Source organism: Catenuloplanes indicus, from assembly GCF_030813715.1.
Classification (GTDB): domain Bacteria; phylum Actinomycetota; class Actinomycetes; order Mycobacteriales; family Micromonosporaceae; genus Catenuloplanes; species Catenuloplanes indicus.
The window spans coordinates 2,329,840-2,354,611 of the sequence record NZ_JAUSUZ010000001.1 but is presented as its reverse complement, the minus strand read 5'-3'; the positions used below and the strand labels follow the sequence as shown (position 1 = coordinate 2,354,611).

Sequence of the window (24,772 nt, the reverse complement as noted above, 5' to 3'; positions counted from 1 at the left end):
GACAAAGTATCGACGGACATCGATCTAGCGCGACTTTCGGCACGATACCGGAAGGAGTGACCGCCACATGATCGTCAAGAGACTGCTGATCCTGATCGCGGTGCTCGGACTCTGCTTCGTCGCGGTACCGCGGCCGGCGTTCGCGGCTCCGGCCGAGGACGACGGCGCCGACTGCCCGATCGGCCAGGGCACGGTCACCGCGAACAGCCGGCTGCCCGACCCGTTCACCCGGATCGACGGCACGCGCGTCACCTCCCGGTCCGACTGGCGCTGCCGGCGGGCGGAGATCAAGGACCAGGCGGAGCGGTACGTGTACGGCGAGAAGCCCGCGCGGCCCACGTCGGTCACCGGGACGGTGAGCCGGACCGGCATCACCGTGACCGTGTCCGAGGGCGGGCGCAGCGCGTCCTTCTCGGCCGGCGTGGACCTGCCGAGCGGCACCGGGCCGTTCCCGGCCGTCGTGGTGCTCGGCGGGTTCGGCGCGGACACCGCCGCGATCAAGGCGGCCGGTGCCGCGGTGATCAGCTACGACCCGCTCGCGGTCGGCCGCGAGGGCACGCCGCGCACCAGCAAGCAGGGCGCGTTCTACACGCTGTACGGCGCGTCCAGCGGCACCGGCATCCTGCTCGCCTGGGCGTGGGGCGTCAGCCGGATCATCGACGTGCTGGAGCAGTCCGGCGGCACGGTCCTGCGCGCGGACGCGACCGGCGTCACCGGCTGTTCCCGCTACGGCAAGGGCGCGTTCGTCACCGGCGCGTTCGACCAGCGGATCGCGCTCACCATGCCGGTCGAGTCCGGCAGCGGCGGCACGCCGATCTTCCGGGGGATACCGGGGGAGAGCGGGGCGCAGCCGCTGAGCAGCGCGTACGGCGAGCAGCCGTGGCTCGGCGACGCGTTCGGCTCCTACACCGGGAACCCGGCCGGGCTGCCGATCGACACGCACTCCGTGGTCGGGATGATCGCGCCGCGTGGGCTGTTCATCATGGACAATCCGCATATCGCGTGGCTGGCGGCCCGGTCGTCCAGCGTCGCGGCGCTCGGCGGCGCCGAGGTCTACCGGGCGCTGGGCGCGGGCGACGCGATCTCCTACTGGTCCGACGTGTCGGACGGCACGCACTGCGCGAACCGGTCCGAGTGGCGGGCGCCGCTGCAACAGAGCATCCAGAGGTTCCTCGGGGGTACGGGGAGCGCGCCGGCCGTCTTCCGGATCTCCAGCCGGGCCGCGGGGAACCTGGCGGAGTGGCGGACCTGGCAGACGCCGACGCTGACCGCGGGCACGTCGTCGCCCTCGCCGTCGGTCACGCCGTCCGCGTCGCCGTCGCCCGGGGCGGGCGGGTGCTCCGCGACCGTGTCGGTCAATCAGTGGAACGGCGGGTTCGTGGCCACCGTGCGGGTCGCGGCGGGTGCTGCCGCGATCGACGGCTGGACCGTGTCCGTGACGCTGCCCGGCGGCGCGGCCGTGACCAGCACGTGGAACGCGATCGCGGCCAGCAGCAGTGGCGCGGTCGGCTTCAGCAACGTCGCCTGGAACGGCGCGGTCCCGGCCGGTGGCGCGACCGAGTTCGGGTTCCAGGGCACCGGTAGCGGCTCCGGCCTGACGCCGTCCTGCGCGGCCCGGTAGATCGCCGGGCCGGGCGGCCCATCCCACCGTGATCCGCCCGGCCCGGTCCCCGGTTTCCGGATCCTGCCGAGGGGTAAGCCACGGTGCGTGGACGAACTGAGCTGGTTGGCCGTGGTCCGGCACGGCGAGAGCACCGGGAACGTCGCGGCCGCGCGCGCGGAGCAGTCCGGTGAGGAGGTCATCGACATCCCGGAACGCGACGCGGACGTGCCGCTCTCGCCGACCGGGCGGGAGCAGGCCGCCGCCGTGAACCAGTGGCTGACCGGCCTGCCCGCGGACGAGCGGCCCACGGTCGCGGTGATCTCGCCGTACCTGCGCGCCCGGCAGACCGCCGAACACGCGCTCGATGCGATCGACGCGCGCACCTGGGTGGACGAGCGGCTGCGCGACCGTGAACTCGGCGTTCTCGACCTGCTGACCGGCAAGGGCGTCCGCGCTCGGCACCCGGAGGAGGCGGAGCGCCGCGCCCGGCTCGGCAAGTTCTACTACCGGCCGCCGGGCGGCGAGTCCTGGGCCGACGTCACGCTGCGGCTGCGCAGCCTGCTCGGCGATCTGCGGCGGGACCACGCCGGCGACCGCGTGATCCTCTTCGCCCACGAGGCGATCGTCTACCTGTTGCGCTACCTCATCGAGGAGATCGCCGAGCCGGACCTGGTGAAGCTGGCCCGGGACGGCGAGGTCGGCAACTGCTCGATCACCAGCTGGGTCACCGGCGACGACGGGCGGCTCGCGCTGGCGGACTTCGCCGTCGTCCACCACCTGCACCGCGAGGGTGCCACCCCGACCAGCGAGGAGGGCGTCGATGCCGAACCGGTCTGAGCCCGCGGACGTCATCACGCCCCGCGTGCTGCGCGACTGGCAGCTGCCGATCCCGGTCGGCGGAAAGGACGCGCGCGGCACCGTGCTCGTGGTCGGCGGCTCCCGCTTCACGCCCGGCGCCGTGCTGCTGGCCGGTGTGGCCGCGCTGCGCGCCGGCGCCGGCGTGCTGCAACTCGCGGTCGCCGAGTCGACCGCGGCCGCGCTCAGCATCTCGGTGCCGGAGGCGCTGGTCGTCGGCCTGACCGAGACGTCCGGCGGATCGGTCGAGGGCCGGTGCGGCGAACGCCTCGGCGCGCTCGCGTCCGAGGCGCGCGTGATCGCGGTCGGCCCCGGCCTGGACGACGTGGACGAGACCATGGGGCTGCTCCGCGGTCTGCTGGACGCGGCCGGCCCGGAGACCGTGTTCGTGCTGGACGCGTACGCGCTCGGCGCGCTCAGCCAGGAGCCGGACCTGATCCGCGCGTCCGGCCGCACCGCCGTGCTCACCCCGAACCTGACCGAGGCCCGCATCCTGCTCGGCCGAGACGTCGGCGAGGACCTCGACGACACCGCCGCGGAACTGGCCGGGACGTACGGCGCGGTGGTCTCGATGTACGGCCACATCGCGTCCCGCCCGGCAGCGGACGGCACGGTCCGGCGCTGGCGCGAGGAGTCCGCGGACGCCGGCCTGGGCACGTCCGGCAGCGGCGACGTGCGCACCGGCATCGTCGCCGGCCTGCTCTCCCGCGGCGCCGAACCGGACCAGGCCGCGTGCTGGGCGGCCTGGGCACACGCGACCGCCGGTCAGCGCCTGGTCCCGGCCCACGGCCGGATCGGCTTCCTGGCCCGCGAACTCCTCGACGAGATCGGCCCGGCCCTCGCGATGCTCCAGTAGCCCTCGGTCACCCGCGGCGCCGCTTCGCCCAGCGGAGCGGGCCCGGGTGCAGGGACCAGAGCAGGCGGCGCCACCACGGGCGGTGGGCCCGCAGCGCGGATACGTAGGCGACGGCCTGGGTGCCGGCGTGGTCCGCCTGGCGCGGGTCGATGTCGTCGGGGGCGAACGCGTCCCGGTTCATCAGCTCGGCCAGGTCGTCCAGCGGTGGCGCGGCCGTGCGCAGCTTCTTGACCCGCGCGGCGGCCTGGGCGGCCGTCTCCGCGGCGTGGCCGGCGAACTCGGTCGCGGTCAGGTCCGGCGGCGGTGGGCGGCCGGCCAGCCGGAGCGCGTCGCCGACCTCCAGCCAGGCGCCGGTGACCCGCTCGCGGGGATCGGGGGCGTGCAGCCGCCGCCGGGACAGCGCGCGGCGCATGGTCAGCAGCGCGATGACCAGGCCGGCCAGGACGAGCAGCACGGTGCCGGAGACGCCGCCCGCGATGACCGCCCGGGTGCGCCCGGAGCCGGCCGCGGACTCGGCGAGCGCGTCGCCGGGGGAGGCGCTGGCGGACGGTGCGACCGACGGGGTCGGTGCGTCCGTGGGCGGCTCCTCGGACTTCTCCGGCTCGGGCCGGAAGTCCTCCTCCACCGGGCGGGGCTCGGTGTCCGGCTGCGGCATCGGGTTGAACGACACCCAGCCGACGCCGTCGAACAGCACCTCCGGCCAGGCGAACGCGTCCGCACCGCGGACCGCGACCGTCCCGGCCGGCGCACCGCCTTCCGCGCGCGGCGAGAAGCCGACGACCACCCGGGACGGCAGGCCGAGCAGCCGGGCCAGGACCGCGAACGAGGCCGCGAACTGCTCGGACGTGCCCTCCTGGCCACCCGCGTTGCGCGGGCCGAAGAGGAAGAAACCCAGGTTGGGGTACGAGTGCCCGCTCGCCGCGTCCGCCGCCACCCGGTAGTGCGTGGCCAGGAACTGCTCGATCGCCACCGCCCGGTCGTACGGTGCGCCGTTCTCCTCGCCGAGCTGGTCGGCGAGTTGCTGCACCTGCTCCGGCACGCCGTCCGAGACGGTCAGCAGCCGGGCCACGCCCGGGCCGCTGGGTACGTCCGCGACCGGCAGGCCGCTCAGGTCCAGCCGCTGCCGTGCGGACGTGACGGTGTAGGTCAGCCCGGCGGTCAGGCCCTCCGGGCGGATCAGTGTGCCGGACTCCGCGTCGTACGCGACCCGGGTGCCCTCCACCCCGGACGGCGTCGGGACGGCGGGCAGCAGCCGGCCGGACAGGTCCGCGATGGTGAGCCGCTGCACGGCCTGCTCCACGGTCGCGCCGGGCGGTGGCGGGTCGGGGGGCAGCACCCGGCCCGCGGCCCGGTACGTGGCGCCGACCTTCCAGGTCACCCCGTCGTAGTCGTTGAGCACGGCCAGCCGGACCAGCGGAAGCCCTTCACCCGCCAGCGGCGTGACGTCGAACAGGTGCTGGTCCGGGTTCAGCGCCCAGCCGGAGATCCGGTTCAGCGGGCTCTCGTCCAGGCTGTCCACCTGCGGCGGTTCGACGTACCGGCGCGGGTCGACCGGGGTCGCGGTGACCACACCGGCGATCCGCGGCGCGCCCGCGAAGACCAGCGCGAGCAGCACGGCCAGCGCGACGACCGGACCGATCAGGCGCCGTAGCCGGCCGGCCGGTTCGGCGTCGGACGCGGTCGCCACGGTCTGCGGGGCTGTCCGGGGCGCGGTCCGGCCCGGCGCGGTGACCAGGCCGAGCGCGGCCAGCGCCACGAAGCCGAGCGTGGGCGGGAGCGCCGCGTCGGCGTTCGGGCCGACCACGTAGAGCGTGCCGGCGAACAGCGCGACCGGTGCGGTGTAGCCCAGCAGCACCCAGCCGGCCCGGCCGGACACCTCGGTCGCGGCCAGCCCGGCCAGCCACGCCGCGACCAGCGGGATCACCAGCGTGTCCGGCGTCGGCTCGACCGGGATCATGGCGGTCAGCATGCGCGGGATGCCGTTGCGGGCCGCGTCCACCAGCACCTGGGCGAGCGGCGCGTCCAGCTCGGCGCGCTGCGCGGCCAGCCGGAGCACCAGCACGGTGTACCCGGCGAGCGCCAGCACGGACAGCGGCGCGACGGTCCAGGACGGCAGGCGGCGGACCGCGGTCGAGATGCCGACGCTGAGCACGGCCGCGCCCGCGACCGCCTGCGACAGCAGCGGCCCGGAGTAGACCCGGCCGAGCAGGACGCCGCAGAGCGCGATCATGCCGATCAGCGCGACCGGGAGCCCGGCCGCGCGTATCACCCTCACCATCCGGACGCGCCGTTCCACTCCGCGGCGAACGCGTCGCCGTCCTCCGCGTTGATCACCAGCAGGCCCGCGCCCGGGCCGGCCGGGTGCTCGCCGTGCACGCCGAGCAGAGCCGCGACCAGCACCGGGTACGCCTGCCGCGCGGTACCCAGCTGGCCCAGGTCCGCCCGGCCACCCGGGCCGGTGAGGAAGATCAGCGTGTCGCCGAGGCGCTGCTGCCGCAGGCGGGTGGTCGCGGTCCGGAACGTCTCGGCGTCCGCCGGGCGCAGCTCCGCCGCGGTCAGCGTGTCCAGGTAGCTGAGCCCCGGCTCCTCCGCGCCGCTGACCAGGTGCATCGTCACCGGCAGGTCCTCGCGCGCGGCCGCGGCCACGATCGACGCGGCGGCCTCGCAGGCACCCTCGAAACTGGCCGACTGCCCGTCCACGAGCGGCGTGTGCGCGGCGGCCCGGTCGTCGAGCAGCACCACCAGCCGCGGCAGGCTGGTGTCCAGCTGCTCGCGGACCATCAGCTCGCCCATCTTCGCGGTCGAGCGCCAGTGCACCCGCCGCAGGTCGTCGCCGATCACGTACTCGCGCAGCGTGTCGAACGTGATCGAGCCCTGCGGCACCTTGTCCGACCGGCCGTCCAGGCTGCGGGTGACACCGGCCGGGACCGCGCTCAGCGGCAGGATCCGCGGGTGCACCCAGACCGTCACCGGGTCGCCGTGCGCCTGGGCGAGCCGGACCAGGCCGAGCGGGTCCGCGCGGGTCACCCGCAGCGGCCCGACCGGGATCCGGCCGCGCCGGTGCGTCGGCACCGGGTACGTCACCGTGGTGTCCCGGCCCGCGCGCAGCCGCAGCGGCGGCACCGCGACCGGGCGGCCGGCGCACGAGTCGGACGCGGTCAGCGTGGCCGAGCGGCGGCGGGCCGCGTTCCGCAGCGTGAGGATCATCGTGGACGGCTCGCCGCGCGGCACCCGGTCCGGGTCGGCGACCCGGGACAGTGACAGCCGTGGCCGCCACGCCACGAACAGCACGGCCCAGACCACGGCGAGCAGCCCGGCGCCGCCGAGCACGGCCAGCTCCGGGTAGCCGAACCGGAGACCGGCCGCCAGCAGCAGGCCGGCGCCGGCGGTCAGGCCGGCGCCGCGCGGGGTGGCGCGCATCAGGCCTGCGTGCCGCCGCCGGGCAGCGGCACCGGGACCGAGCGGAGCGCGTCGGCCACCACGTCCTCCGCGGTCGTGCCGCGCAGCGCCGCCTCCGGGGTGAGCAGCACGCGGTGCGCGAAGACCGGGCCGATCAGCGCCTTCAGGTCCTCGGGCAGGATCCAGGCCCGGCCCTCCATCAGCGCGTACGCGCAGGCGGCCCGGGTCAGCGCGATCACGCCGCGCGGGCTCACGCCGATCCGCACGCGCGGGTCCTGACGGGTGGCCGCGGCCAGGCGGACCGCGTACGCGTACAGCGGGTCCGCGATGTGCACCCGCTGCGCCATCTTGATCATCTCGGTGACGATGTTCGTGTCCGCGATCGGCGGCAGGCTCTCCGGCGAGCGCACGTTCGCGCCGCGCAGCACCTCGATCTCGACCGACTCGTCCGGGTAGCCGACCGACAGCTTCACCAGGAACCGGTCCAGCTGCGCCTCCGGGAGCCGGTAGGTGCCGTCCATCTCCACCGGGTTCTGCGTGGCGACCACCAGGAACGGGCGCGGCACCGGGTGCGGCACGCCGTCGACCGTGACCGTGCGCTCCTCCATCACCTCGAGCAGCGCGGACTGCGTCTTCGGCGACGCCCGGTTGATCTCGTCGGCGATCACGATGTTCGCGAAGACCGGGCCGGGGTGGAACTCGAACGCACGGGTGGCCTGGTTGAAGATCGTGACGCCGGAGACGTCCGCGGGCAGCAGGTCCGGCGTGAACTGGATGCGCCGCCACTGGCCGTGCACGGACGCGGCGATCGCGCGGGCCAGCGTGGTCTTGCCGACGCCGGGCACGTCCTCCAGCAGCACGTGGCCCTGCGCGAACAGCGCGGTCAGCGCGAGCCGGATCAGCTCCGGCTTGCCCAGCACCACGGTGCCGATGCTGGCCGCGAGCTGGTTCGCAATGCTGGCGAAGCCCTGCACCTGCTGCTGCGTGAGCGGCCCCTCGGCCGCGACCGGCTGCACCGGGGCGGCGGCGGGCGGCGCCATGGCGGGTGGCGCCGGTGGCGTCATGGTCGGCGGCGAGGGCGGGTTCTTCACGGGCGGCGCCGGGGGTGGCGGCAGCGGGGTCGCGCCGGAGGACTGGGCGGCGCCGTAGCCCTGCTGCTGCGCATAGTCCTGCTGCTGCCCGTAGTCCTGCTGACGGCCGCGGTCGTACTGGTCGTACTGCTGACCGGCCGGGGTCACGGCCGGGAGCAGACCGGTCGGCGCCTCCGAGGACGACGGGTACGACGGGGCGGCACCGTAGTGGCCACCCTGCTCGTAACCGTCGTCGTAGGAGTTGCCGGCGTAGCCGTTGGTGTGCGGCGGTGCGGTCGTCATCGGGACGGGCTCATCTCGGTTGCGTTCCATCAAATGTGCGGGCGGGTCAGCAGTTCGGCAGCGGGCCGGTCGAGTTGATGCCGTACCCCTCCAGGTTGAACCAGGCGAACGAGATGTATCCCGTGGTGCCGCCGTAGTTCACCTTGATCCAGATGTTCGTCGGGTCGACCTTGCCCTTGTTGTAGACGTACTGGCTGATGCTCTGACCGGTGGTCTTGCAGATCGCGGAGAGCCGCTGGTTCTGGCTCGCCCGCCCGACCAGCGTGCCCTTGTCCTTCGGCTCGGTCCAGACCTGACGGCCGTTGTCCTTGTCGTTGCACCAGGTGTGCTGTGCCTCGTCGCTGGCGCCGGTGTTGTTGTTGCAGACCGCGAGGCCGTAGACCGCGCTCGTGGTCTTGCTGCCGGTGTCCTTCGCGCTGCCGGCCGCGTTCGTCGCGGTGAGCGTGAAGTCGACCTTCGTGCTCGGCGGCAGCTCGGTCAGGGTCAGCGACGCGCAGCCGCCCTTGGCCGTCTTCCCGCCGCCGGTCAGCGTGCAGGTGGCGGTGCCGCCGCCCGCGTTCACGGTCGCCTTGACGGTCAGCTCGGTCTCGGTGACGGACGACCCGGTGATCGTGACCGTCGGTGCCGCGACCGTGCGCGCGGTCGCGGTGGCGGGCTTGCCCTCGCCGGCCTCGTTCACGGCGACCACCTTGACCGTCACGTTCACGCCGTTGCCGAAGCCGGTCAGCTTCGTCGACGTGCCACCGGCCGCGACCTCGGCGGTCTTGTCACCGGCGGTCACCACGTATTTCGTGATCGGCCGGCCGTTCTCCGCCGGTGCGGTCCAGGTGACCGTGATCGCGCCGGCCTCGCCGCCGACCGTGGCCGCGTCCAGGCCGTCCGGTGCCTCCGGCACGGTGAACGGCACCACGGTCTCACTCGGCGGGGACGCCTTGGACGAGCCGCCGCGTTCGTTGGTCGAGGTGACCGTGAACGCGTACTGCGTGCCGTACTCCAGCTCGCCGGCCGCGACCACCAGCTCGGTGCCGTCCGCCTGGCCGACCAGCGCGGTCGCGCCGGCCGAGATCGCGTTCACGGCGTACGACTTGATCTTCAGGCCCTGGCCGTTCGCCTCCGGCCAGGTGATCTTCACGGTGCCGTCCGGCTGCGCGGCCGCGGTGACCTTCTCCGGCGCGTCCGGCACCTCGGAGGTGGGGACCGCCGGGTTCGACTTCGCCTTCGGGCCCTCGCCCTCGCTGTTCACCGCGTACACCGTGAACTGGTACGTCTCGCCGTTGGTCAGGCCGTCGACCTGGAGCGAGCGCTGGTCCGCGCCGACCTGCCAGGTCTTGTCCGCGCCCTCCACCACGTACTTCGTGATGGGTGCGCCGTTCGACGCAGCCGGCTTCCAGCTCAGCCGGATCTGCGCGTTGCCGGCCGCGGCGGTCACCTGCTTCGGCACGCCCGGCTTGCCGACCTGCGGCTGCGCGGGCGGCGGCGGGGGCGGCGGCGCCTCCTTCGGCGGGTCGCCGCCGAGCACGTCGTTCGCGTACTTGTCGACCGTCTTGACCTGGTGGGCGTCGTCCACGACCTGCGCGGCGGCCGAGTTCGGCGCGTTGACGAACAGGTGGTTCTCGCGGACCTCCAGCTCCAGCTCGCCGTTCGCGCCCGCGACCGTGAACGTGCCGGTCCGCGTACCGGAACCGTCCAGCACGTGTACCACGCCGGTGCCCTCCTCCGGCACGTAGAACCGGCCCGACCAGGCCACGGCCGGGCGCAGCGGCGCGCCGTCGCCCGGTACCGCGAACTCGGTCACCACGCCGGTCTCGGAGACCACGTAGACCTTGCGGTCCTCGCCGACCGTCACCGGGATCTGCGTGCCGGTGGTGCGTTCCGGGAGCAGGCCGACGCCGGTCAGCGGCAGCGTCACCGGCAGCGGTTCCGCCTCGCCGCGGACCATGGTCAGCGTGTTCGTGGTGCGGTCCAGCACGGCCACGCCGCTGTCCAGCGCGGTCAGCGCGAGGTCGTGGCTGGGCGCGGCGACGCCGTGCGTGCGGATCAGCTTCGGGCCGCCCGCGCCCTGGCCGCCGGCCTCGGTGTCGGCCCGGTCGCCCTCGTCGTCCCCGATCGGGGCCGGGGTGATCGCGGAGACCGTGCCCTCGGACGGCACCGCGATCCAGAGCCGGCTCTCGCCGTCGAACGTGCCGCCCGCGATGCCCGGCGGGTACCGCACCGGCTCGCCGACCGGCTCCAGCGTCTGTGGGTCGAGCTGGCGGACCTCGCCCTGGACGGAGTCGACGATGAACGCGGCCTCCTCGTCCAGCGCGACCGTGACGCCGACACCGGCCGTGGTCTGCGCGGTCGCGATCGTCTGCAGCGACGTCAGGTCCAGCGAGCTGACCAGGCCGGTGTTCAGATCGCGCATGATCAGGAAGCGGTCGGTCTGGCTGACCTGCATCGGGTGGCCGGCCGCACCGGCGACCGCGAACCGGGTGTCCACCCGGCCGGTCACGCCGTTGGCCCGGGCCAGCTCACCCTTGGACTTGCTCCACAGCCAGGAGGCCGCGTCGAAGCTGGCCACCGCCTGGTCCGCGGCGCCGAGCCCGAGCACGGTCGCGGCCATGCCGGCGACCAGCGCCGCCACCGTGCCGATCGTGACCAGGCCGCCGGGCGTACGCAATCGCTTCCGGCGCCCCGGCGGCGGCTCGATGGTGCCCGGCGTCGCTTGGGTGGTGACCACAACTCTCCCCGTTACGCGTCGTTCACTGCCAATGCCTCACCCCGGGTAATGACACCGGAACGTATCGTGTATTTCCCGTGTGACCTGGGCGGGAACCGACCGGGAGAGAGACGCGAGTCATCTTATGGGGTGCTCACCGTAAAAGCTGCCCCCGCGATGCGTGATCGGTCACGATCGAGTCCTCAGCCGGTCGGTCCGCCGGGCGTGTTGCGCGCGGTGCAGCGCTGCTCGGACGCGGCCACCTGGGCGGCGTCCGTGCCGTAGACCGCGACGACCGTGAAGCAGTAGTCGAGGTCCGGATTCAGCCCGTTGACCTCGTAGCGGACGCGGCCCGGGGGCAGGTTCGCCATCGGCTTCAGCTCCTCGCCGGCCCGGCCGCCCGCGACGATGAACGACACCGTGCCGTCCGTCGGGTCGGTCCAGGTCAGCGCGATCGCCTCGCCGTCGTCGGTCAGCGCGACGTCGGCCGGTGGCGCGCCGGCGACCTGCGGCCCGTTCGGCGCGGTGGTGGTCCGCTCCGGCGTGGGGCCGGCCGTGTCGTCGTCGCCGCGGGTGGAGATCAGCACGGTGACGGAGACGACGGCCGCGATCACGGCGGCGATCGCGGCGACCGCGACCGAGATGGTCAGCCCCCGGTTCCGCCGGGGGTGCGCGCCGGGATCGACCTGCTGCGGGGGTACGGCGTAGCCCTGCTGCTGGTAGGACGGCCCGGGATACTGCTGCGGGTATCCCTGCTGGTACGGCGGCCCGGACTGCTGGTACGGCGGCGCGGAGGACTGATGGGGTGGCCCGGACCGCTGGTACGGCGGTGCCGAGGACTGCTGCGACTGCTGATACGGCGGCGCCGACGACTGGTGCATCGGCATCGTGGGCGGCTCCGGCAGCGGCGTGACCGGCGGTGGCGTGACCGGCGGTGGCGTGACCGGCGGTTGCGCCCGGTACAGCGGCGTGGTCGGCGGTTCCATCGGCGGCGCGGGCGGGACCACCGGCGTCGCGCCCAGCATCGTGGTCGGTGGCTCCACCGGCGGCGCCGGCTGGATCACCGGCGTCGCGCCCAGCATCGTCGTCGGCGGCTCCACCGGCGGCGCGCTGAGCATCGTGGTCGGCGGCTCCGGCCGTACCGCCGGATCGGTCCGTGGAAGCGGCGGAGCCGCGTCGCCCAGGTAGGCGCGCGCCCGGGCGATCATCGGATGGTCCGGGCCGAGCGTGCCCGGCCCGAGTCTCGCGACCCGAAGGTACGCCCGCTTCGCCTCGTGCCGGTTGCCCAGCTCCTCCGCGGCCGCGCCGATCGCCGCGGACAGCGCCAGCATGCGCACGTCCTCGTCGCCGAGCCTCAGCTGCCCGTCCGCGTACGCGCTCTCCAGCGCGCGCCGGGCCGCGGCCGGATCGTCCGCCTGGGTGTGCAGCTCGCCCAGCACGAGCACAGCGTCCAGCACCTCGTCGTGGGACTTGCCCAGCGCGCGCCGCGCGTCCTCGAGGACGTCCTCGAGCATCGCGCGGCCGTTGACGAGATCACCCCCGGCCTGAGCGGCCCGGGCGCGATGGACGGCGGCGGTGAGCGGAGCGTGCGGCACGCGGCACATGCTTTCACAATCGCGCCGTCATCGCGTCGCCCGGAGTCCTCACGATCCGCGGTCGAACGCCGATTGAGCTGGTGAGGTGCGACCTGGGGGACCCCGACCGCAAGGGAGCGGTGTCGGTGATGGGTGCGTGGCTGGGTGGTTTGCGGCTCCGGGTGAAATTCGGTCTGGCGCTCGGCGTGGCGTTGCTCGCCGGCGCGCTGGTGGCCGTGGTCGGCCTGGCCGGCCTGCGGGCCGCGAACCAGAACGCGACCGCGATCTACGAGGAGAACCTGAAGCCGTCACAGATGCTGGCATCCGCCCAGGGCGCGTTCGACGACCAGATCCTCTCGCTGGCGCTGATGAACATCGCGAGCACCCCGGCCGCCACGGAACAGCAGCGGGACGCGGCGCTGGCGGCGGCCGACACGCTGACCGAAGGCCTGCGCGAGTACGAGGCGCTGGGCCTGGACGCGGCACAGGTCGAGCACTTCGCCGCGATCCAGGACGGCCTGACCGCGTTCGGCGACGTCCGCGACGAGCAGCTGATCCCGGCCGCGCTGAACAGCGACAACGCCGGGTACGAGCGCGCCTGGGCGGCCGTGGCACCGACCGTCGACGCGGTGAACGCCGGGTTCGACGGTCTCGCCGCGTTCGAGGCGGACAGCGGCGCGTCCGAGGCGGCCGCGGCCGGCACGAGCTACTCCACCGGCCGCAACACCATGCTGGCCTGCTGGCTGATCGGCACCGTGCTGGCCGTGCTGCTCGGCGTGTTCGTGGTGCGCCGGATCACCGGCCCGCTCGCGGAGGTGTCCGGCGTGCTGGAGCGGATGGCGGACGGCGACCTGACCGGCGAGGTCCCGGTGCGCTCGCGCGACGAGGCCGGCGTGATGGCCGGCGCGCTGAACCGGGCCGTGGCCGGCATGCGCAACACCGTCGAGTCGCTGACCGGCGCGTCGCACTCGCTGGCCGCGGCCGCGGAACAGCTGTCCACCACCAGCAGCCAGATCGCCGGCAGCGCGGAGCAGGCCAGCGCGCAGGCGGAGGTGGTGTCGACCGCGGCCGCGGAGGTGACCGGCAACGTGCAGACCATCTCGGCCGGCTCCGAGGAGATGGGTGCGTCGATCCGGGAGATCTCGGAGAACGCGAACCAGGCCGCGCAGGTGGCCGGTGCCGCGGTCACCCAGGCCGAGGAGACGAACCGGACCGTGGTGAAGCTCGGCGAGTCCAGCGCGGAGATCGGTAACGTGGTCAAGCTGATCACCTCGATCGCGGAGCAGACGAACCTGCTGGCGCTGAACGCTACGATCGAGGCGGCCCGGGCCGGTGAGGCCGGCAAGGGCTTCGCGGTGGTCGCCAGCGAGGTCAAGGACCTGGCGCAGGAGACCGCGCGGGCGACCGAGAGCATCAGCTCGCGGGTGGCTGCGACCCAGGCCGACACCGAGACCGTGATCACCGCGATCGGCGAGATCAGCGAGGTCATCGCGCGGATCAGCGACTACCAGACCACGATCGCGTCCGCGGTGGAGGAGCAGACCGCGACCACCAGCGAGATGAACCGCGGCGTCGCCGAGGCCGCGGGCGGGATCAGTGAGATCAACGCCGGCATCGAGGCGCTGGCCACCGCGGCGCGGCTGACCTCGGAGAGCGTCGGCGACTCGCAGCGCGCGTCCGAGGAGCTGGCCCGGATGTCCGGCGAACTGCAGAGCCTGGTGGCCACGTTCCGGGTGTAGAGCCGGTATCGACGTGGGGGTCGCAGCCGTGGCCCGGCATCCCACGTCGATACCGGCTCTTCTAGGGCATCATGCAGCGCGTGACGCACGATCTGGTCTTCACCAACGGAACGGTCTTCGCCGGAGGACGCGCGCGGCGCGCGGACGTGGCGGTCGACGGCGAGCGGATCATCGCGGTCGGCGACGGGCTGACCGGCCGGGAGACCGTCGACCTGGACGGCGGCCTGCTGATGCCCGGTTTCCAGGACGCGCACGTGCACCCGATCGCCGCCGGCGTGCAGCTGCTGCGCTGCGACCTCGCGTCCCTCGACAGCGCGGACGAATACCTCAGGACCGTCCGGCGGTACGCCGCGGCGCACCCGGACCTGGACTGGATCATCGGTGGCGGCTGGTCGATGGAGGCGTTCCCGGGCGGCACCCCGACCCGGCAGGCGCTGGACGCGATCGTGGCGGACCGGCCGGTCTACCTGCCGAACCGGGACTCGCACGGCGCGTGGGTCAACACGCGCGCGCTGGAGCTGGCCGGGATCGGGCGGTCCACGCCGGACCCGGTGGACGGCCGGATCGAGCGCGAACCGGACGGCCACCCGTCCGGCACGCTGCACGAGGGCGCGGCCGACCTGGTCGGGCGGCATGTTCCGGCGGCCACCGACGCGGAGCTGGACGCCGGGCTGCGCGCGGCCCAGGAAGTGCTCTTCTCGTACGGCGTGACCGGCTGGCAGGACGCCTGGGTCGGCCCCGGCCTGCACGGGCACCGCGACCTGCTCCCGGTGTATCTGCGGGCCGCGGCGAACGGTGCGCTCCGGGCCCGGGTCGGCGGCGCGCTCTGGTGGGAGCGGGACCGCGGCCTCGACCAGCTGGCCGAGCTGCGCGCGCGGCGCGGCACGGCCGGCCGGTTCACGGCACGGACCGTCAAGATCATGCAGGACGGCGTCGCGGAGAACTTCACGGCCGCGATGAGCCTGCCCTACCGGGACGCATGCGGTGGCGCGACCGCGAACGCCGGGCTCAGCTTCGTCGACCCGGCGCTGCTCAAGGAGTACGTGACGCGGCTGGACGCGGAGGACTTCCAGGTGCACCTGCACGCGCTGGGCGACCGGGCGGTGCGCGAGGCGCTGGACGCGATCGAGGCGGCCCGCGTCGCGAACGGGCCGCGCGGGAACCGGCACCAGCTCGCGCACCTCCAGGTCGTACACCCGGATGATTTTGATCGGTTCGCGGCGCTGGACGTGACCGCGAACCTCCAGGCGCTCTGGGCGTGCCACGAGCCGCAGATGGACGAGCTGACCATCCCGTTCCTGGACCCGGTGCTGGCCGCGCGGCAGTACCCGTTCGCCGGTCTGCGCGACGCCGGGGCGCGGCTGGCGGCCGGCAGCGACTGGATGGTCAGCAGCCCGGACCCGATGCTGGCCGCACACGTGGCGGTGAACCGGACCGCGCCGGGCGAGCCGGTGGACCGCCCGTTCCTGCCGGCGCAGGCGCTGACGCTCGGTGACTTTCTGACCGCGTACACGGAAGGCAGTGCGTTCGTGTGTCATCGTGACTCCACCGGGCGGATCGCGCCGGGGTTGTTCGCGGACCTGGCGGTGCTCGACCGCGACCCGTTCGCACGGCCGGCCGCGGAGATCGCGCTGACCCGCGTGCGCCGCACCTACGTGGGCGGCGAGCTGGTGTTCAGCGCGGACTGAAGTATCACCGATATGGATGAATCGGCTGTTCCCCGCCGATGACCGGCGGGTAGGGTCGACCGAGCGCCGGTGTCCGCGCAAATTCACAAAAATTTCTACGGGTGCGTTGAACCATGCCCGATCCCCCGAATGGATTAACCCACCGGGTCGCTATGCGGAACATAAGTTTTCTTAAAGTCCGACTGTGGATTTCCATTGTTTTTCCGGCCCGCTTGACGCTGCCCGAACGCGACTTCTAACTTGCTCAAAGGAATCTTTGAGGATCGCTCAGGCCCTGCAGGATCTGCAGGTCAGCGACGGTTTGGGGATGGTGCACAGTGCGCAGGTCGGGGCGCGGGGCAGGCATAGGCGTCGCATTGCGGCGCAGGAAATGGATCGTTGCCGCGGTGGCCGCGGTAGCGGTTTTCGGCGGCGGTCTCGCGGTCACCACATTCGCCAACGCGGGCACCTGGAATCCACGGAAGCCGCGACCGGTCTCGCAGAACTGCGGCAAGGCGGCGCCGGACGGCCGCGCGCCCGGTGGCGCGGACACGACCACCACCCAGCAGAACGGCCGGACCGTGCGCAACCACTGGGGTGACGGTCAGGTCCCGGCCTGTCCGGCCAGCCCGGCGCCGGTCTCGTCGAACACGATCAGCTGCCCGTCCGTGGCGGACAAGCTCGGCACCGTGCCGGCCCGGGCCAAGGCCGAGGTCGACCGTAACCTGGCGCTGCTGCAGACCCAGATCGACGAGGCGAACAAGCGGCTCAAGGACACGCAGGGCCAGGGCGGCCCGAACTTCGTCAACAACGCGATCCTCGGCCCGCTGAAGAGCAAGCGGATCGCCACCATCGACCGGATCGCGATCGCGATCGGCCGGGTGGCGCAGAAGCCCACCGGGCTCGAGGTGCTGGCCGACTGCACGCTGGTGACCACCGGCATCACGCCGACGCCGGTCGCGACCGGCAACAACGGCAACGGCAACAACAACGGCAACGGCCAGGCCGGTGACGGTACGAACGGGCTGGACATCCTGGGCGACGACTGCGGCTCCTCCGACCTGCAGCCGCACACCGGCTTCCAGGAGGGCAACCGCTGCGTCGACACCGAGTTCGGCGAGGTCGGCACGGCCGCGAACAACCCGTCGCTGCTGATCACCCGGTCGCCGGAGCGGGTCCGGGTCGGCCAGCAGTTCCAGCTGCAGGTCAGCACGCGCAACCTGGTCCGCGACCGGTTCCTCGGCGCCGCGGCCGGCGGCTACTACCTGGAGAGTTCGTTCCTGACCGACGAGGGCCTGGTCCGCGGTCACTTCCACACCGCGTGCCGGATGCTGCCGAACACGAACGAGGCCCCGGACCCGGCACCGGCGCCCGCGTTCTTCGTCGCCACCGAGGACGGCGCCGGCGGCCGCCGGCCCGACACGGTCACCATCAACGTCACCGGTATGCCGGCCACCGGCACCGCACAGTGCGCGGTCTGGGCCGGAGACGGCTCGCACCGCATCCCGATGATGGAGCGCGCCAACCAGACGCCGGCCCTCGACGTCATCCGCATCCGCGTCACCCGCTAGACCACCTGACACGAGCGGCGCCGTCCACCCCGGACGGCGCCGCTCTCTTCTGCCGGGTGACCCACCGCCCGACGCCGAGCTGATGCGGGCCGGGCAGCTGGAGCCGCCCGGCCCGGTGGTCAGTCCCGGCCGGTGATGCCGTAGCGGTCGCGGAGCGCGGCGGCCTCCTCCTTGCGGTCCAGCGCGTCCAGCACCTCGGCCAGCAGCGCGGCCGGGAGCTGCGAGGCCGCCGGGTCGGCGTCGGAGGGCCGCTCGTCCAGGACCCCGCGGAGGACCGGCTCGGCCGCGGCCGGATCGCCGGAGCGGAACAGCGCCTCGGCGTGCATGCCGGCCAGGTTGTCGGCCTCCTGGAGCGCGCCGATCCCGCGGAGCGCGGCGGCCGCGCCGGCCAGGTACGGGATCGCGTCGGCGTAGCGGCCGCGGGACATCAGAACCCGGCCGGCCTCCCAGCCGAGCATGTGCCGCTCCCAGACGACCTGCGGGTGACCGTCCGCGTCGGCGGGCAGCTCGGCGTCGCGCCGCCGGGCCAGCGCGACCGTCTCCACCGCCTCCTCCGGCTCGTCCGCGAAGTGCAGCGCCGCGACGCGGCGGCGAAGCACGCGCAGCTCGCCCAGCAGGTTGCCGTCCCGGTGGAAGTCGTCGGCGGCCTCACCGAACCGCTCCGCGGCCTCCTCGTCCCGGTCCGAGCGGTACAGTGTCTCCGCCGCGTACTCCCGGATCTGGCCGCGGCCGGCGTAGTTCTCCAGCTCGGTCATCCGCTCGATCAGCGCCTCGTAGTGCACCAGCGCGATCTTGTCCTCGCCGAGCTGCCGGTACGTGTTCGCCAGCAGCAGCTGCGCGTCGTCCGCCCGGCTGTCGTCGCCGAGCCGGCGCAGCTCGGACAGCGCCTCCTCGGCCACCTCGGCGGACTCGGTGAGCCGGCCGGCCGCCTGGTACGCCTCGGCCAGGTCACGCCGGACCGCGGCCGCGGCCGGCGGCATGTCCCGCTCGGTCAGCAGCGCCACGACCTCGATCAGCTCCGGTACCGCCTCGGCCGGGCGCTCCAGGCGCATCAGCGCGTTCGCCCGGCCGAGCCGTCCGTTGATCACCGTGTCCGGGTCGCCGAGCGACAGGACCTCGTCGAAGAAGGCCAGCGCCGGCTCCGGCTCGGTCGACAGCTGCCCGGCCAGCAGCAGCGCGCCGGCCAGCTGGTCGGCCGGGCCGTGCTCGCGGTAGAAGATCAGCGCGCGGCCGACCGCCTCCGCGGCCTCCTCGTGCCGGTGCCCACCGGCCGCGATCTGCGCGCGGCGCAGCGCGTACCGCGCGTGCATGCGCGGATCGTCCACCTCGGCCAGCGCGGTGTCCGCGCGCTCCTGCGCGGTGGCGGCCGCATCCGCGTCGCCGGCCGTCATGTGCCGCATCGCCAGCCGGGACCAGGCGCTCGCCACCTCGCGCGGCGTGCCGCCGTGCTGGTCGCGGAAGGCGACCTCGCGCTCCACCGCGGCCGCGCCGGACTCGTCGCCGAGCAGCAGCCGGGCCACGCCGGCGCGGCTCGCCAACGCGACGGACTGGCCGTCGTCACCGGCCTCCGTGTACAGCTCCGCGGCGCGGTCCCAGGCGGTCACCGCGGCCTCGCCGTCGCGTGCGTGCCAGTGCTGGCCGCCGCGCAGCTCCTCGCGTTTCGCGGCGAGCGCGGGGCCGAGCGCGGCCGGGTCCGGGAAGCGCGCGTCGAAGGACGCCAGGATCGGGCCTGCGTCGAGATCCGCGTCCTCCGCCTCCTCGGCCAGCGTGAGCAGTTGCTCCGCGCTCGCCTCGGCCGGCACCTCGGGCGCGGGCGGCGCCGGGCGCGGCGGCACCGGTGTGACCGGCGCGGCCGCGCGGGAACTGGGGGAGAGCGGCAGCACCACGTCGAACGGCTCCGCGGTGAGCAGTTCCTCGACGCGGCGGGACTGCCGGGTGGTGCCGTTGCGGGCGTCGAACCGGGCCGCGATCGCGCGCGCCCGGTCGGTCAGCTCGTCCGCGAGCGCCGCGACCGTGGTGTCGTCGTGCCCGGTGCGGTGCACCACGGTGTCGCCGTGGCCGAGCGCGGTGGCCCGGCGCAGCAGCAGCGCGGACGCGGATGCGAACGACATGGCCGAGGCCGGCGACGGCGCGCGGTCCAGCCAGTCGATGTGCCGCTGAAGGATCTCCAGGCCGCGGTGCTCGTTGCCGGTGCGGGCGCAGAACTCGATGTGGTCGCCGATGTCGCCGAGGTCCGCGAGACTGGACCGGACCAGGCCGTACGCCCGGCGGTGCGCGTCCACCGCGGCGTCCAGGCGGCCGGTCCGCACGTACGGCACCATCAGCGCGGCCAGTATGTTCTGCGGCTGCTCGGTGCAGGTCAGGCGGCCGGCCAGCACCGGCTCGGCCAGCGCCACGACCTCCTCGTCCCGCTTCTGCTCGGCGAGGTAGCGGGCCTTGCCGGTCGGGTCGCAGCCCTCGCAGTCGGACAGCTCGTCGCGCGGCGCGGTCTGCCACCGCTCGTACCACTCCGCGGTCGCCTCGGCGTCGCCGACGTGCCTGGCCAGCACGTACCGGTACTTGTAGACGGCCTGCAGGCTGTGGCCGCTCTCCCGGTAGCGGCGCTCCATGTCGTCCAGCACCGCCGCGGCGCGGTCCAGCGGGACCTCGGGGAAGCCGGTCATCTGGCTGACCATGGTCTTGAAGTACCAGAGCAGCGTGTGCGTCCAGTTCGCGTGGTACGGCGCGGGCTCGGCGTCGAACTCGGCCAGGCACCAGGAGAACGTGACGAACGCCTTGGCCGGCTCGCCACCGTACACGTAGGACTGGGTGGCGTGGATGCGGGAGACGAACCGCAGCTCCGGATCGCCCGCCGTGTCCGCGTGCCGGATCACCTGCTCGGTCAGCGCGATGCGCGCCGCGCCGTACGGCATGTCACCGGCCTGCGCGAGCAGGCCCCAAAGCTCTTGCGCCGAGGTGGTCATTCCGGATCCCCCGATCCCGGGACGGCTCGGCCGAGCAGGCCGAGGAAGGACGTGTTGAGCAGTGCCGCGTCGGCCGGCCGGATCGGGTGGTAGCCGAGCAGCAGCGCCTGACCGTACAACGACTCGACCGCCAGCGCGGTCAGTTCCGGGTCGCCGAGCGCGGTGATCCGCCGGACCAGCGGGTTGCGGTGGTTCAGCACCAGCTGCGGGCGGTCCGGTGGCGCGGCGGCGGACAACGCGTCCAGCACGCCGCCCCACAGGTCGTCCGTCTTCTCCCGGGTCGCGGTGAACTCGCCGTGGAACGCGGCGGCCCGGCTCACCAGGTAGAGCGACGGCAGCGAGGCCGGCTCGAACGCGCGCACCACGACCTCGCAGCCGAGCCGGTCCAGCCGGCGCTGCGCCACGGTCAGGAACGGGCGCAGCCGCAGCTCCGTCTCCCGGTCGACCGCGTCGAACGAGGTGGTCAGGTCGGTCGGTTCCAGCCGCTCCACCCGGATCTCCGGGTCCAGCGCGGGCAGCCGCTCGATGATGTCGGCGTCGTACGTGTAGCCGCCGTTGACCACGCCCACGTCCTGCGCCGCGGCCACGGCCGCGAGCTGGCGGAACTCGTCCAGCGTGGCCGCGTAGCGCACGACGCCGTGCCGGGCGCGGAACTCGGCCAGCGTGGCCCGGCCCATGTTCGTCTCCATCGGCCACCACTGCTCGACCAGGCGCAGCATCTCCGCGTCGTGCAGGGCCAGCGCCTTCACGCCCAGGTGGTGGATCGACAGGAACTCGGACAGCCGGCGCGGGTCGGTCGCGGACAGCCGGACCAGCCAGCCGCGCAGCTGGTCCGCGATCGCCTCCCGGGCCGACGCCAGCAGGCCGTCCTCGTAGAGCGCCTCGCGGCTCGCGGTCGGGCGCAGCTCGGTGGAGTCGACCACGCAGCGGGCGAAGAACGCCCACTCCGGCAGCAGGCCCTCGACCGCCTCGGCCAGCAGCATGCGCTTCAGGTAGACCCGGTGGCCGCCGCGGACCGCCGGGTTGACCGGCGTGGGCAGCACGAAGGCGGCGCCGGTCAGGCCCGCCTCCGGCACGTTCAGCTCGATCACGTCGAACGGCGTGAAGCCGAGCACGCTCTCCGCGTACCGCAGGAGGCTCTGGCGCCGGTTCGTCGCCAGCTCCCACGGCGGGGTGCCGAGCGTGGTGCGCGCACCGTCCACCGTGACCTCGATCGGCAGCATCGAGCCGTAGAGCGCGGCCAGCCGCGTCACCTCCGGCCCGGTCAGCCAGGACTCGGCGCCGCGGCGCGGGATCAGCGTGACCGACGTGCCGGGCTCGCGTTCCGGGCCGGGCCTCACCTCGTACCGCCCGTCGGCGAAGCCGGTCCAGACGACGGGCGGGGCGTCACCGCGGCGGGTGTGCACGCGGATCTCGTCCGCCACCAGGAAGCAGGAGAGCAGGCCGATGCCGAACTGGCCGAGGAACTCGTGCCGGGCGAAGCCGAGGTCGTCGCGCTTGGAGCTGCGGCCGATCGTGGCCAGCAGCTCGTGCACCTGCGCCTCGGTCAGGCCGATGCCGTCGTCGCTGACCCGCAGCGTGCCGTCGCCGGTCGCGTCCGCGGACTCGATCGCGACCCGGCCGGCCCGGCCCGGCTCGGTGTGCCGGACCGCGGTGATCGCATCGGCCGCGTTCTGCAGCAGCTCGCGCACGTAGACCTGCGGGCTGCCGTACAGGTGGTGGCTGAGTAGATCGACGATGCCCCGCAGGTCTACCTGGAAGGTGTTGCTCACGGATGACTCCCCCATGGTCCGGACAGGCGCACAAGATACAGGGCGGGTACGACATCAGAGGGCCGGGTGCGCGACCGGCCGGCTCACGTGCGCCGGTGGTCCGGCGGGCGTTACAGGTCGAGGTGGATGCGCACCCGGGTGGCGCCGGCGATGACGGACGTCTCCACCTCGTCGCAGATGCGTTCGACGATGGCCAGGCCGCGACCGCGGAGCGCGGCGGGCGGCGGCATCGGACGTCCGAGGACCGGGGTGACGGAGCCGTCCAGCGCGCTGTCCGTGACGTCGCAGATCAGGCGGCCGCGGTCGGTGCGGAGCGTGACCTCACCACCGGAACCGGTGTGCTGCAACGTGTTCGTCGCCAGCTCGCTCACGGCCAGGACCAGCAGCTCCGCCCGCTCCGCGGGGAGGCCGAGCGCGTCGGCGCGCGCGGAGACGAACGCGCGCAGCACGGCCAGGTCCGCGGCCGCCGCGTACCGCATGCGCCAGTCGTCAGACACCGGCGTCACCGGACCCGGCGGCCGGCTCGGCCAGCAGCTCGCCGACGCCGGTCAGGTCCAGCACGGTGGCGACCGGGCCGTGCGCGTTGGCCACGTGCAGCCGCCCGCCGCCGGCCAGCGCGGCGTGGTACGCGGTGACCAGGCTGTGCACGCCGGTCGAGTCGATGAACGTGACGTGCGTCAGGTCCACCAGCACCGTGCGGGCCCCCGCCACCGCGGCCAGCAACGCCGCGGTCAGTTCGTCCCGTACCGCCAGATCGCACTCGCCGTCCAGCGTGACCACCGTCCGCGCGGGACCGCCCGACGTCCGCGCCGCGAAACCCATTGCGCCTCCCCTGTGTCCGGCGCTCATCATGGCATCACGGAGCGCCTCGTGCGGTAGGCGCCCGGCGCCCGTTCGGGTGCGTTCACCGGAGGGCGGCCCGGACCGCCGGCCTCGTTGCGAGGATCCTTCGCACTCCGCGGAGTGTAGATTCCCCCGGCCACTGTTCCTGATGGCCGTCATTCGGTACGGTTCGGGCGGCTTAAGGATCTCGTAAGGAGCGGGTGGTGACGCAGCGGTTCGCCCTGGTGCTGGCGGCGCGACGGGGGGACCGTCCGGCGCTCGCAGAGCTCGTCGCGGAGCATCTCCCGCTCGTCTACAACGTGATCGGCCGTGCGGTCGGCGCGCATGCGGACATCGACGACGCGGTCCGCCAGACCATGCACCGCGTCGTCCGCGAGCTGCCTGACCTGCGCGAACCTGCCGCATTCCGGCCCTGGCTGCTGGCTCACGCGCTGCGTCAGGCCACCCGGGTGCGCCGCGGCGGCACGCGCCTGCCGCTGCCCGAGGACGGCGACGCGCCGGACCCGGGCGCGGACTTCGTCGGGCTGAGCATCATCCGGCTCGGCCTCTCCGGTCAGCGGCGGCGGCTGGCCGAGGCGACCCGCTGGCTGGACGGCGAGCACGCCACCACGCTGTCGCTGTGGTGGCTGGAGTCGGCCGGCACGATCAGCCGGACCGAGTCCGCGGCCGCGCTGCGCCTGTCCCTGGCGGACGCGGGCGCGCGGATCGACCGGATGCGCGATCAGCTGGGCGTCACGCGCGCGCTGGTCAGCGCGCTGCGCGCGCGTCCGGTCTGCCCGGGGCTGCGGCTGGTCACCACGGACTGGGACCACCGGCCCGGCCCGGCCTGGCGCAGGCGAATAGTCCGGCATGTCGATAACTGCCCGGTGTGTTCCGGTCTGGCCGCGCACCACATCCCGGCTGAGCGGCTGGTCAGCGGCCTGGCGCTGGTCCCGGTGCCGAACACGCTGCTTGCCGCGCTGCACGCGGACGGACTGCTCCCGGAGCCGGCCGCCACGACCCCGGTGGTGTCCCGCGGCACGGTCTACGAACCGCTCGAACTGCTCGCCGCGCCGGCCGGCGACACCCTGGAACCCCTGCCGCCGGTACGCCGTCCGTCCGCCGTTCTGGTGCTGGCCGCCGTCGCCGTGCTGGTGGTGCTGGTGGCGGGCGGCGCACTGGCGCTGACCCGCGCGCCCGACGTCCCGGACACGGTCCCGGTCGCGGCCGATCTGCCCCGCCGCACCCGGCAACCGTCCCCGTCGGACAGCGGGACGCCATCGGCCCCGGTCACACCGTCCCCGTCGGGGTCCGCTTCGGCCTCGCCGTCGCCGTCGCTCTCCCCGTCACCGTCGCCGTCGCGGCCCGCGGCAGGTGTCGCGCAGGCGGCCGCACCGGCCCCGTCCGCGAAGCCCGTCCCGTCCGCGAAGCCGGAGCCGTCCGTCCCCGGCCGGCCGGTGGAGCCCGCGCCCGCGGACGACCGGCGGTCGATCCGCTCGGTCAACTATCCCGACCGGTACGTGCGGGAGCGCGGCGGCTACGCCATGCTGGACCCGGTCGGCGCGTCCGGCGCGACCGCGTTCACCGTGGTCCCCGGGCTGGCCGACGCGCGCTGCCTGTCACTGCGCCTGCCGGACGGCCGCTACCTGCGCCACTACGACTTCCGGCTGCGCGCGTCCCAGCCGGACGGCGGCGCGCTGTTCCGCGCGGACGCCACGTTCTGCCCGCAGGCCGGCGCGGTGTCCGGCTCGGTCACGCTGCGGTCGTACAACTACCCGGGCCACGTGGTCCGGCACCGCGACTTCGCGCTGTACATCGACCGCCCGGACGGCTCCCGCGACTTCGCCCGCGACGCGTCGTTCGTGCTCGGCTGAGCGGCG

Annotated in this window: 16 protein-coding genes; 7 read left to right on the top strand and 9 right to left on the bottom strand. The window is 74.0% G+C overall.

The features are described from left to right. Window positions 1-67: 67 nt before the first annotated feature. The 3 genes from J2S42_RS10665 (at window position 68) to J2S42_RS10655 (ending at window position 3,314) form a co-directional block, all read left to right on the top strand. Window positions 68-1,621, top strand: coding sequence for a glucuronyl esterase domain-containing protein (locus J2S42_RS10665; RefSeq protein ID WP_307238085.1), 1,554 nt, complete (start codon window positions 68-70; stop codon window positions 1,619-1,621). Window positions 1,622-1,708: 87 nt separating this feature from the next. Next, entirely contained in the window at window positions 1,709-2,440 is a 732-nt protein-coding gene (locus J2S42_RS10660) for a histidine phosphatase family protein (RefSeq protein WP_307238083.1), read from the top strand. Then, window positions 2,424-3,314, top strand: coding sequence for an NAD(P)H-hydrate dehydratase (locus J2S42_RS10655; RefSeq protein WP_307238081.1), 891 nt, complete (start codon window positions 2,424-2,426; stop codon window positions 3,312-3,314). Before J2S42_RS10660 ends, J2S42_RS10655 begins: the two co-directional genes overlap by 17 nt. 7 nt (window positions 3,315-3,321) lie before the next feature. Here J2S42_RS10655 and J2S42_RS10650 read toward each other — a convergent pair whose 3' ends face one another. From J2S42_RS10650 to J2S42_RS10630, 5 genes are all read right to left on the bottom strand, one after another. Next, window positions 3,322-5,592: a transglutaminase TgpA family protein gene (locus J2S42_RS10650; RefSeq protein ID WP_307238079.1), complete on the bottom strand. Its 2,271-nt coding sequence runs from the start codon at window positions 5,590-5,592 to the stop codon at window positions 3,322-3,324. Beyond that, window positions 5,586-6,734, bottom strand: coding sequence for a DUF58 domain-containing protein (locus J2S42_RS10645; protein ID WP_307238078.1), 1,149 nt, complete (start codon window positions 6,732-6,734; stop codon window positions 5,586-5,588). The genes J2S42_RS10650 and J2S42_RS10645 overlap by 7 nt, the downstream gene beginning before the upstream one ends. Next, on the bottom strand, window positions 6,734-7,753 hold the full coding sequence (locus J2S42_RS10640) for an AAA family ATPase (protein WP_307248687.1): 1,020 nt from the start codon (window positions 7,751-7,753) through the stop codon (window positions 6,734-6,736). Before J2S42_RS10640 ends, J2S42_RS10645 begins: the two co-directional genes overlap by 1 nt. Window positions 7,754-8,132: 379 nt before the next feature. Continuing rightward, on the bottom strand, window positions 8,133-10,805 hold the full coding sequence (locus J2S42_RS10635) for a fibronectin type III domain-containing protein (protein ID WP_370879158.1): 2,673 nt from the start codon (window positions 10,803-10,805) through the stop codon (window positions 8,133-8,135). Between the two features lie 182 nt (window positions 10,806-10,987). Continuing rightward, complete coding sequence (locus tag J2S42_RS10630) at window positions 10,988-12,379, bottom strand: fibronectin type III domain-containing protein (RefSeq protein WP_307238076.1); 1,392 nt, start codon at window positions 12,377-12,379, stop codon at window positions 10,988-10,990. 161 nt (window positions 12,380-12,540) lie between these two features. Here J2S42_RS10630 and J2S42_RS10625 point away from each other — a divergent pair, with 161 nt between their 5' ends. From J2S42_RS10625 to J2S42_RS10615, 3 genes are all read left to right on the top strand, one after another. Then, window positions 12,541-14,097 (top strand): methyl-accepting chemotaxis protein, encoded by a 1,557-nt coding sequence (locus J2S42_RS10625; protein WP_307238074.1) that lies wholly within the window; start codon window positions 12,541-12,543, stop codon window positions 14,095-14,097. Window positions 14,098-14,177: 80 nt separating this feature from the next. Beyond that, the gene (locus tag J2S42_RS10620) at window positions 14,178-15,785 is read left to right on the top strand and encodes an amidohydrolase (RefSeq protein ID WP_370879157.1); all 1,608 of its coding nucleotides are present in this window, start codon (window positions 14,178-14,180) and stop codon (window positions 15,783-15,785) included. Window positions 15,786-16,171: 386 nt separating this feature from the next. Next, complete coding sequence (locus J2S42_RS10615) at window positions 16,172-17,335, top strand: hypothetical protein (RefSeq protein ID WP_307238070.1); 1,164 nt, start codon at window positions 16,172-16,174, stop codon at window positions 17,333-17,335. A 119-nt stretch (window positions 17,336-17,454) separates the two neighbouring features. On the opposite strand, the gene J2S42_RS10610 is transcribed toward J2S42_RS10615, so the two are convergent. The 4 genes from J2S42_RS10610 to J2S42_RS10595 form a co-directional block, all read right to left on the bottom strand. Beyond that, the gene (locus J2S42_RS10610; protein WP_307238068.1) at window positions 17,455-20,298 is read right to left on the bottom strand and encodes a tetratricopeptide repeat protein; all 2,844 of its coding nucleotides are present in this window, start codon (window positions 20,296-20,298) and stop codon (window positions 17,455-17,457) included. After that, window positions 20,295-22,070 carry an HSP90 family protein gene (locus tag J2S42_RS10605; RefSeq protein ID WP_307238066.1) on the bottom strand — a complete coding sequence of 592 codons (1,776 nt, stop codon included), beginning with the start codon at window positions 22,068-22,070 and terminating at the stop codon, window positions 20,295-20,297. The genes J2S42_RS10610 and J2S42_RS10605 overlap by 4 nt, the downstream gene beginning before the upstream one ends. 110 nt (window positions 22,071-22,180) lie before the next feature. Then, on the bottom strand, window positions 22,181-22,567 hold the full coding sequence (locus J2S42_RS10600) for an ATP-binding protein (protein ID WP_307238064.1): 387 nt from the start codon (window positions 22,565-22,567) through the stop codon (window positions 22,181-22,183). After that, the gene (locus J2S42_RS10595; RefSeq protein WP_307238062.1) at window positions 22,560-22,892 is read right to left on the bottom strand and encodes an STAS domain-containing protein; all 333 of its coding nucleotides are present in this window, start codon (window positions 22,890-22,892) and stop codon (window positions 22,560-22,562) included. The genes J2S42_RS10600 and J2S42_RS10595 overlap by 8 nt, the downstream gene beginning before the upstream one ends. Window positions 22,893-23,116: 224 nt before the next feature. Here J2S42_RS10595 and J2S42_RS10590 point away from each other — a divergent pair, with 224 nt between their 5' ends. Beyond that, window positions 23,117-24,766 carry an AbfB domain-containing protein gene (locus J2S42_RS10590; RefSeq protein ID WP_307238060.1) on the top strand — a complete coding sequence of 550 codons (1,650 nt, stop codon included), beginning with the start codon at window positions 23,117-23,119 and terminating at the stop codon, window positions 24,764-24,766. The last annotated feature ends 6 nt before the right edge of the window (window positions 24,767-24,772 follow it).

Coding starts and splice junctions, on each gene's coding strand:
- J2S42_RS10595 (WP_307238062.1), bottom strand. CDS start 22,892: ATGGGTTTCGCGGCGCGGACGTCGGGCGGTCCCGCGCGGACGGTGGTC.
- J2S42_RS10665 (WP_307238085.1), top strand. CDS start 68: ATGATCGTCAAGAGACTGCTGATCCTGATCGCGGTGCTCGGACTCTGC.
- J2S42_RS10640 (WP_307248687.1), bottom strand. CDS start 7,753: ATGGCGCCGCCCGCCGCCGCCCCGGTGCAGCCGGTCGCGGCCGAGGGG.
- J2S42_RS10645 (WP_307238078.1), bottom strand. CDS start 6,734: ATGCGCGCCACCCCGCGCGGCGCCGGCCTGACCGCCGGCGCCGGCCTG.
- J2S42_RS10655 (WP_307238081.1), top strand. CDS start 2,424: ATGCCGAACCGGTCTGAGCCCGCGGACGTCATCACGCCCCGCGTGCTG.
- J2S42_RS10610 (WP_307238068.1), bottom strand. CDS start 20,298: ATGACCACCTCGGCGCAAGAGCTTTGGGGCCTGCTCGCGCAGGCCGGT.
- J2S42_RS10650 (WP_307238079.1), bottom strand. CDS start 5,592: ATGGTGAGGGTGATACGCGCGGCCGGGCTCCCGGTCGCGCTGATCGGC.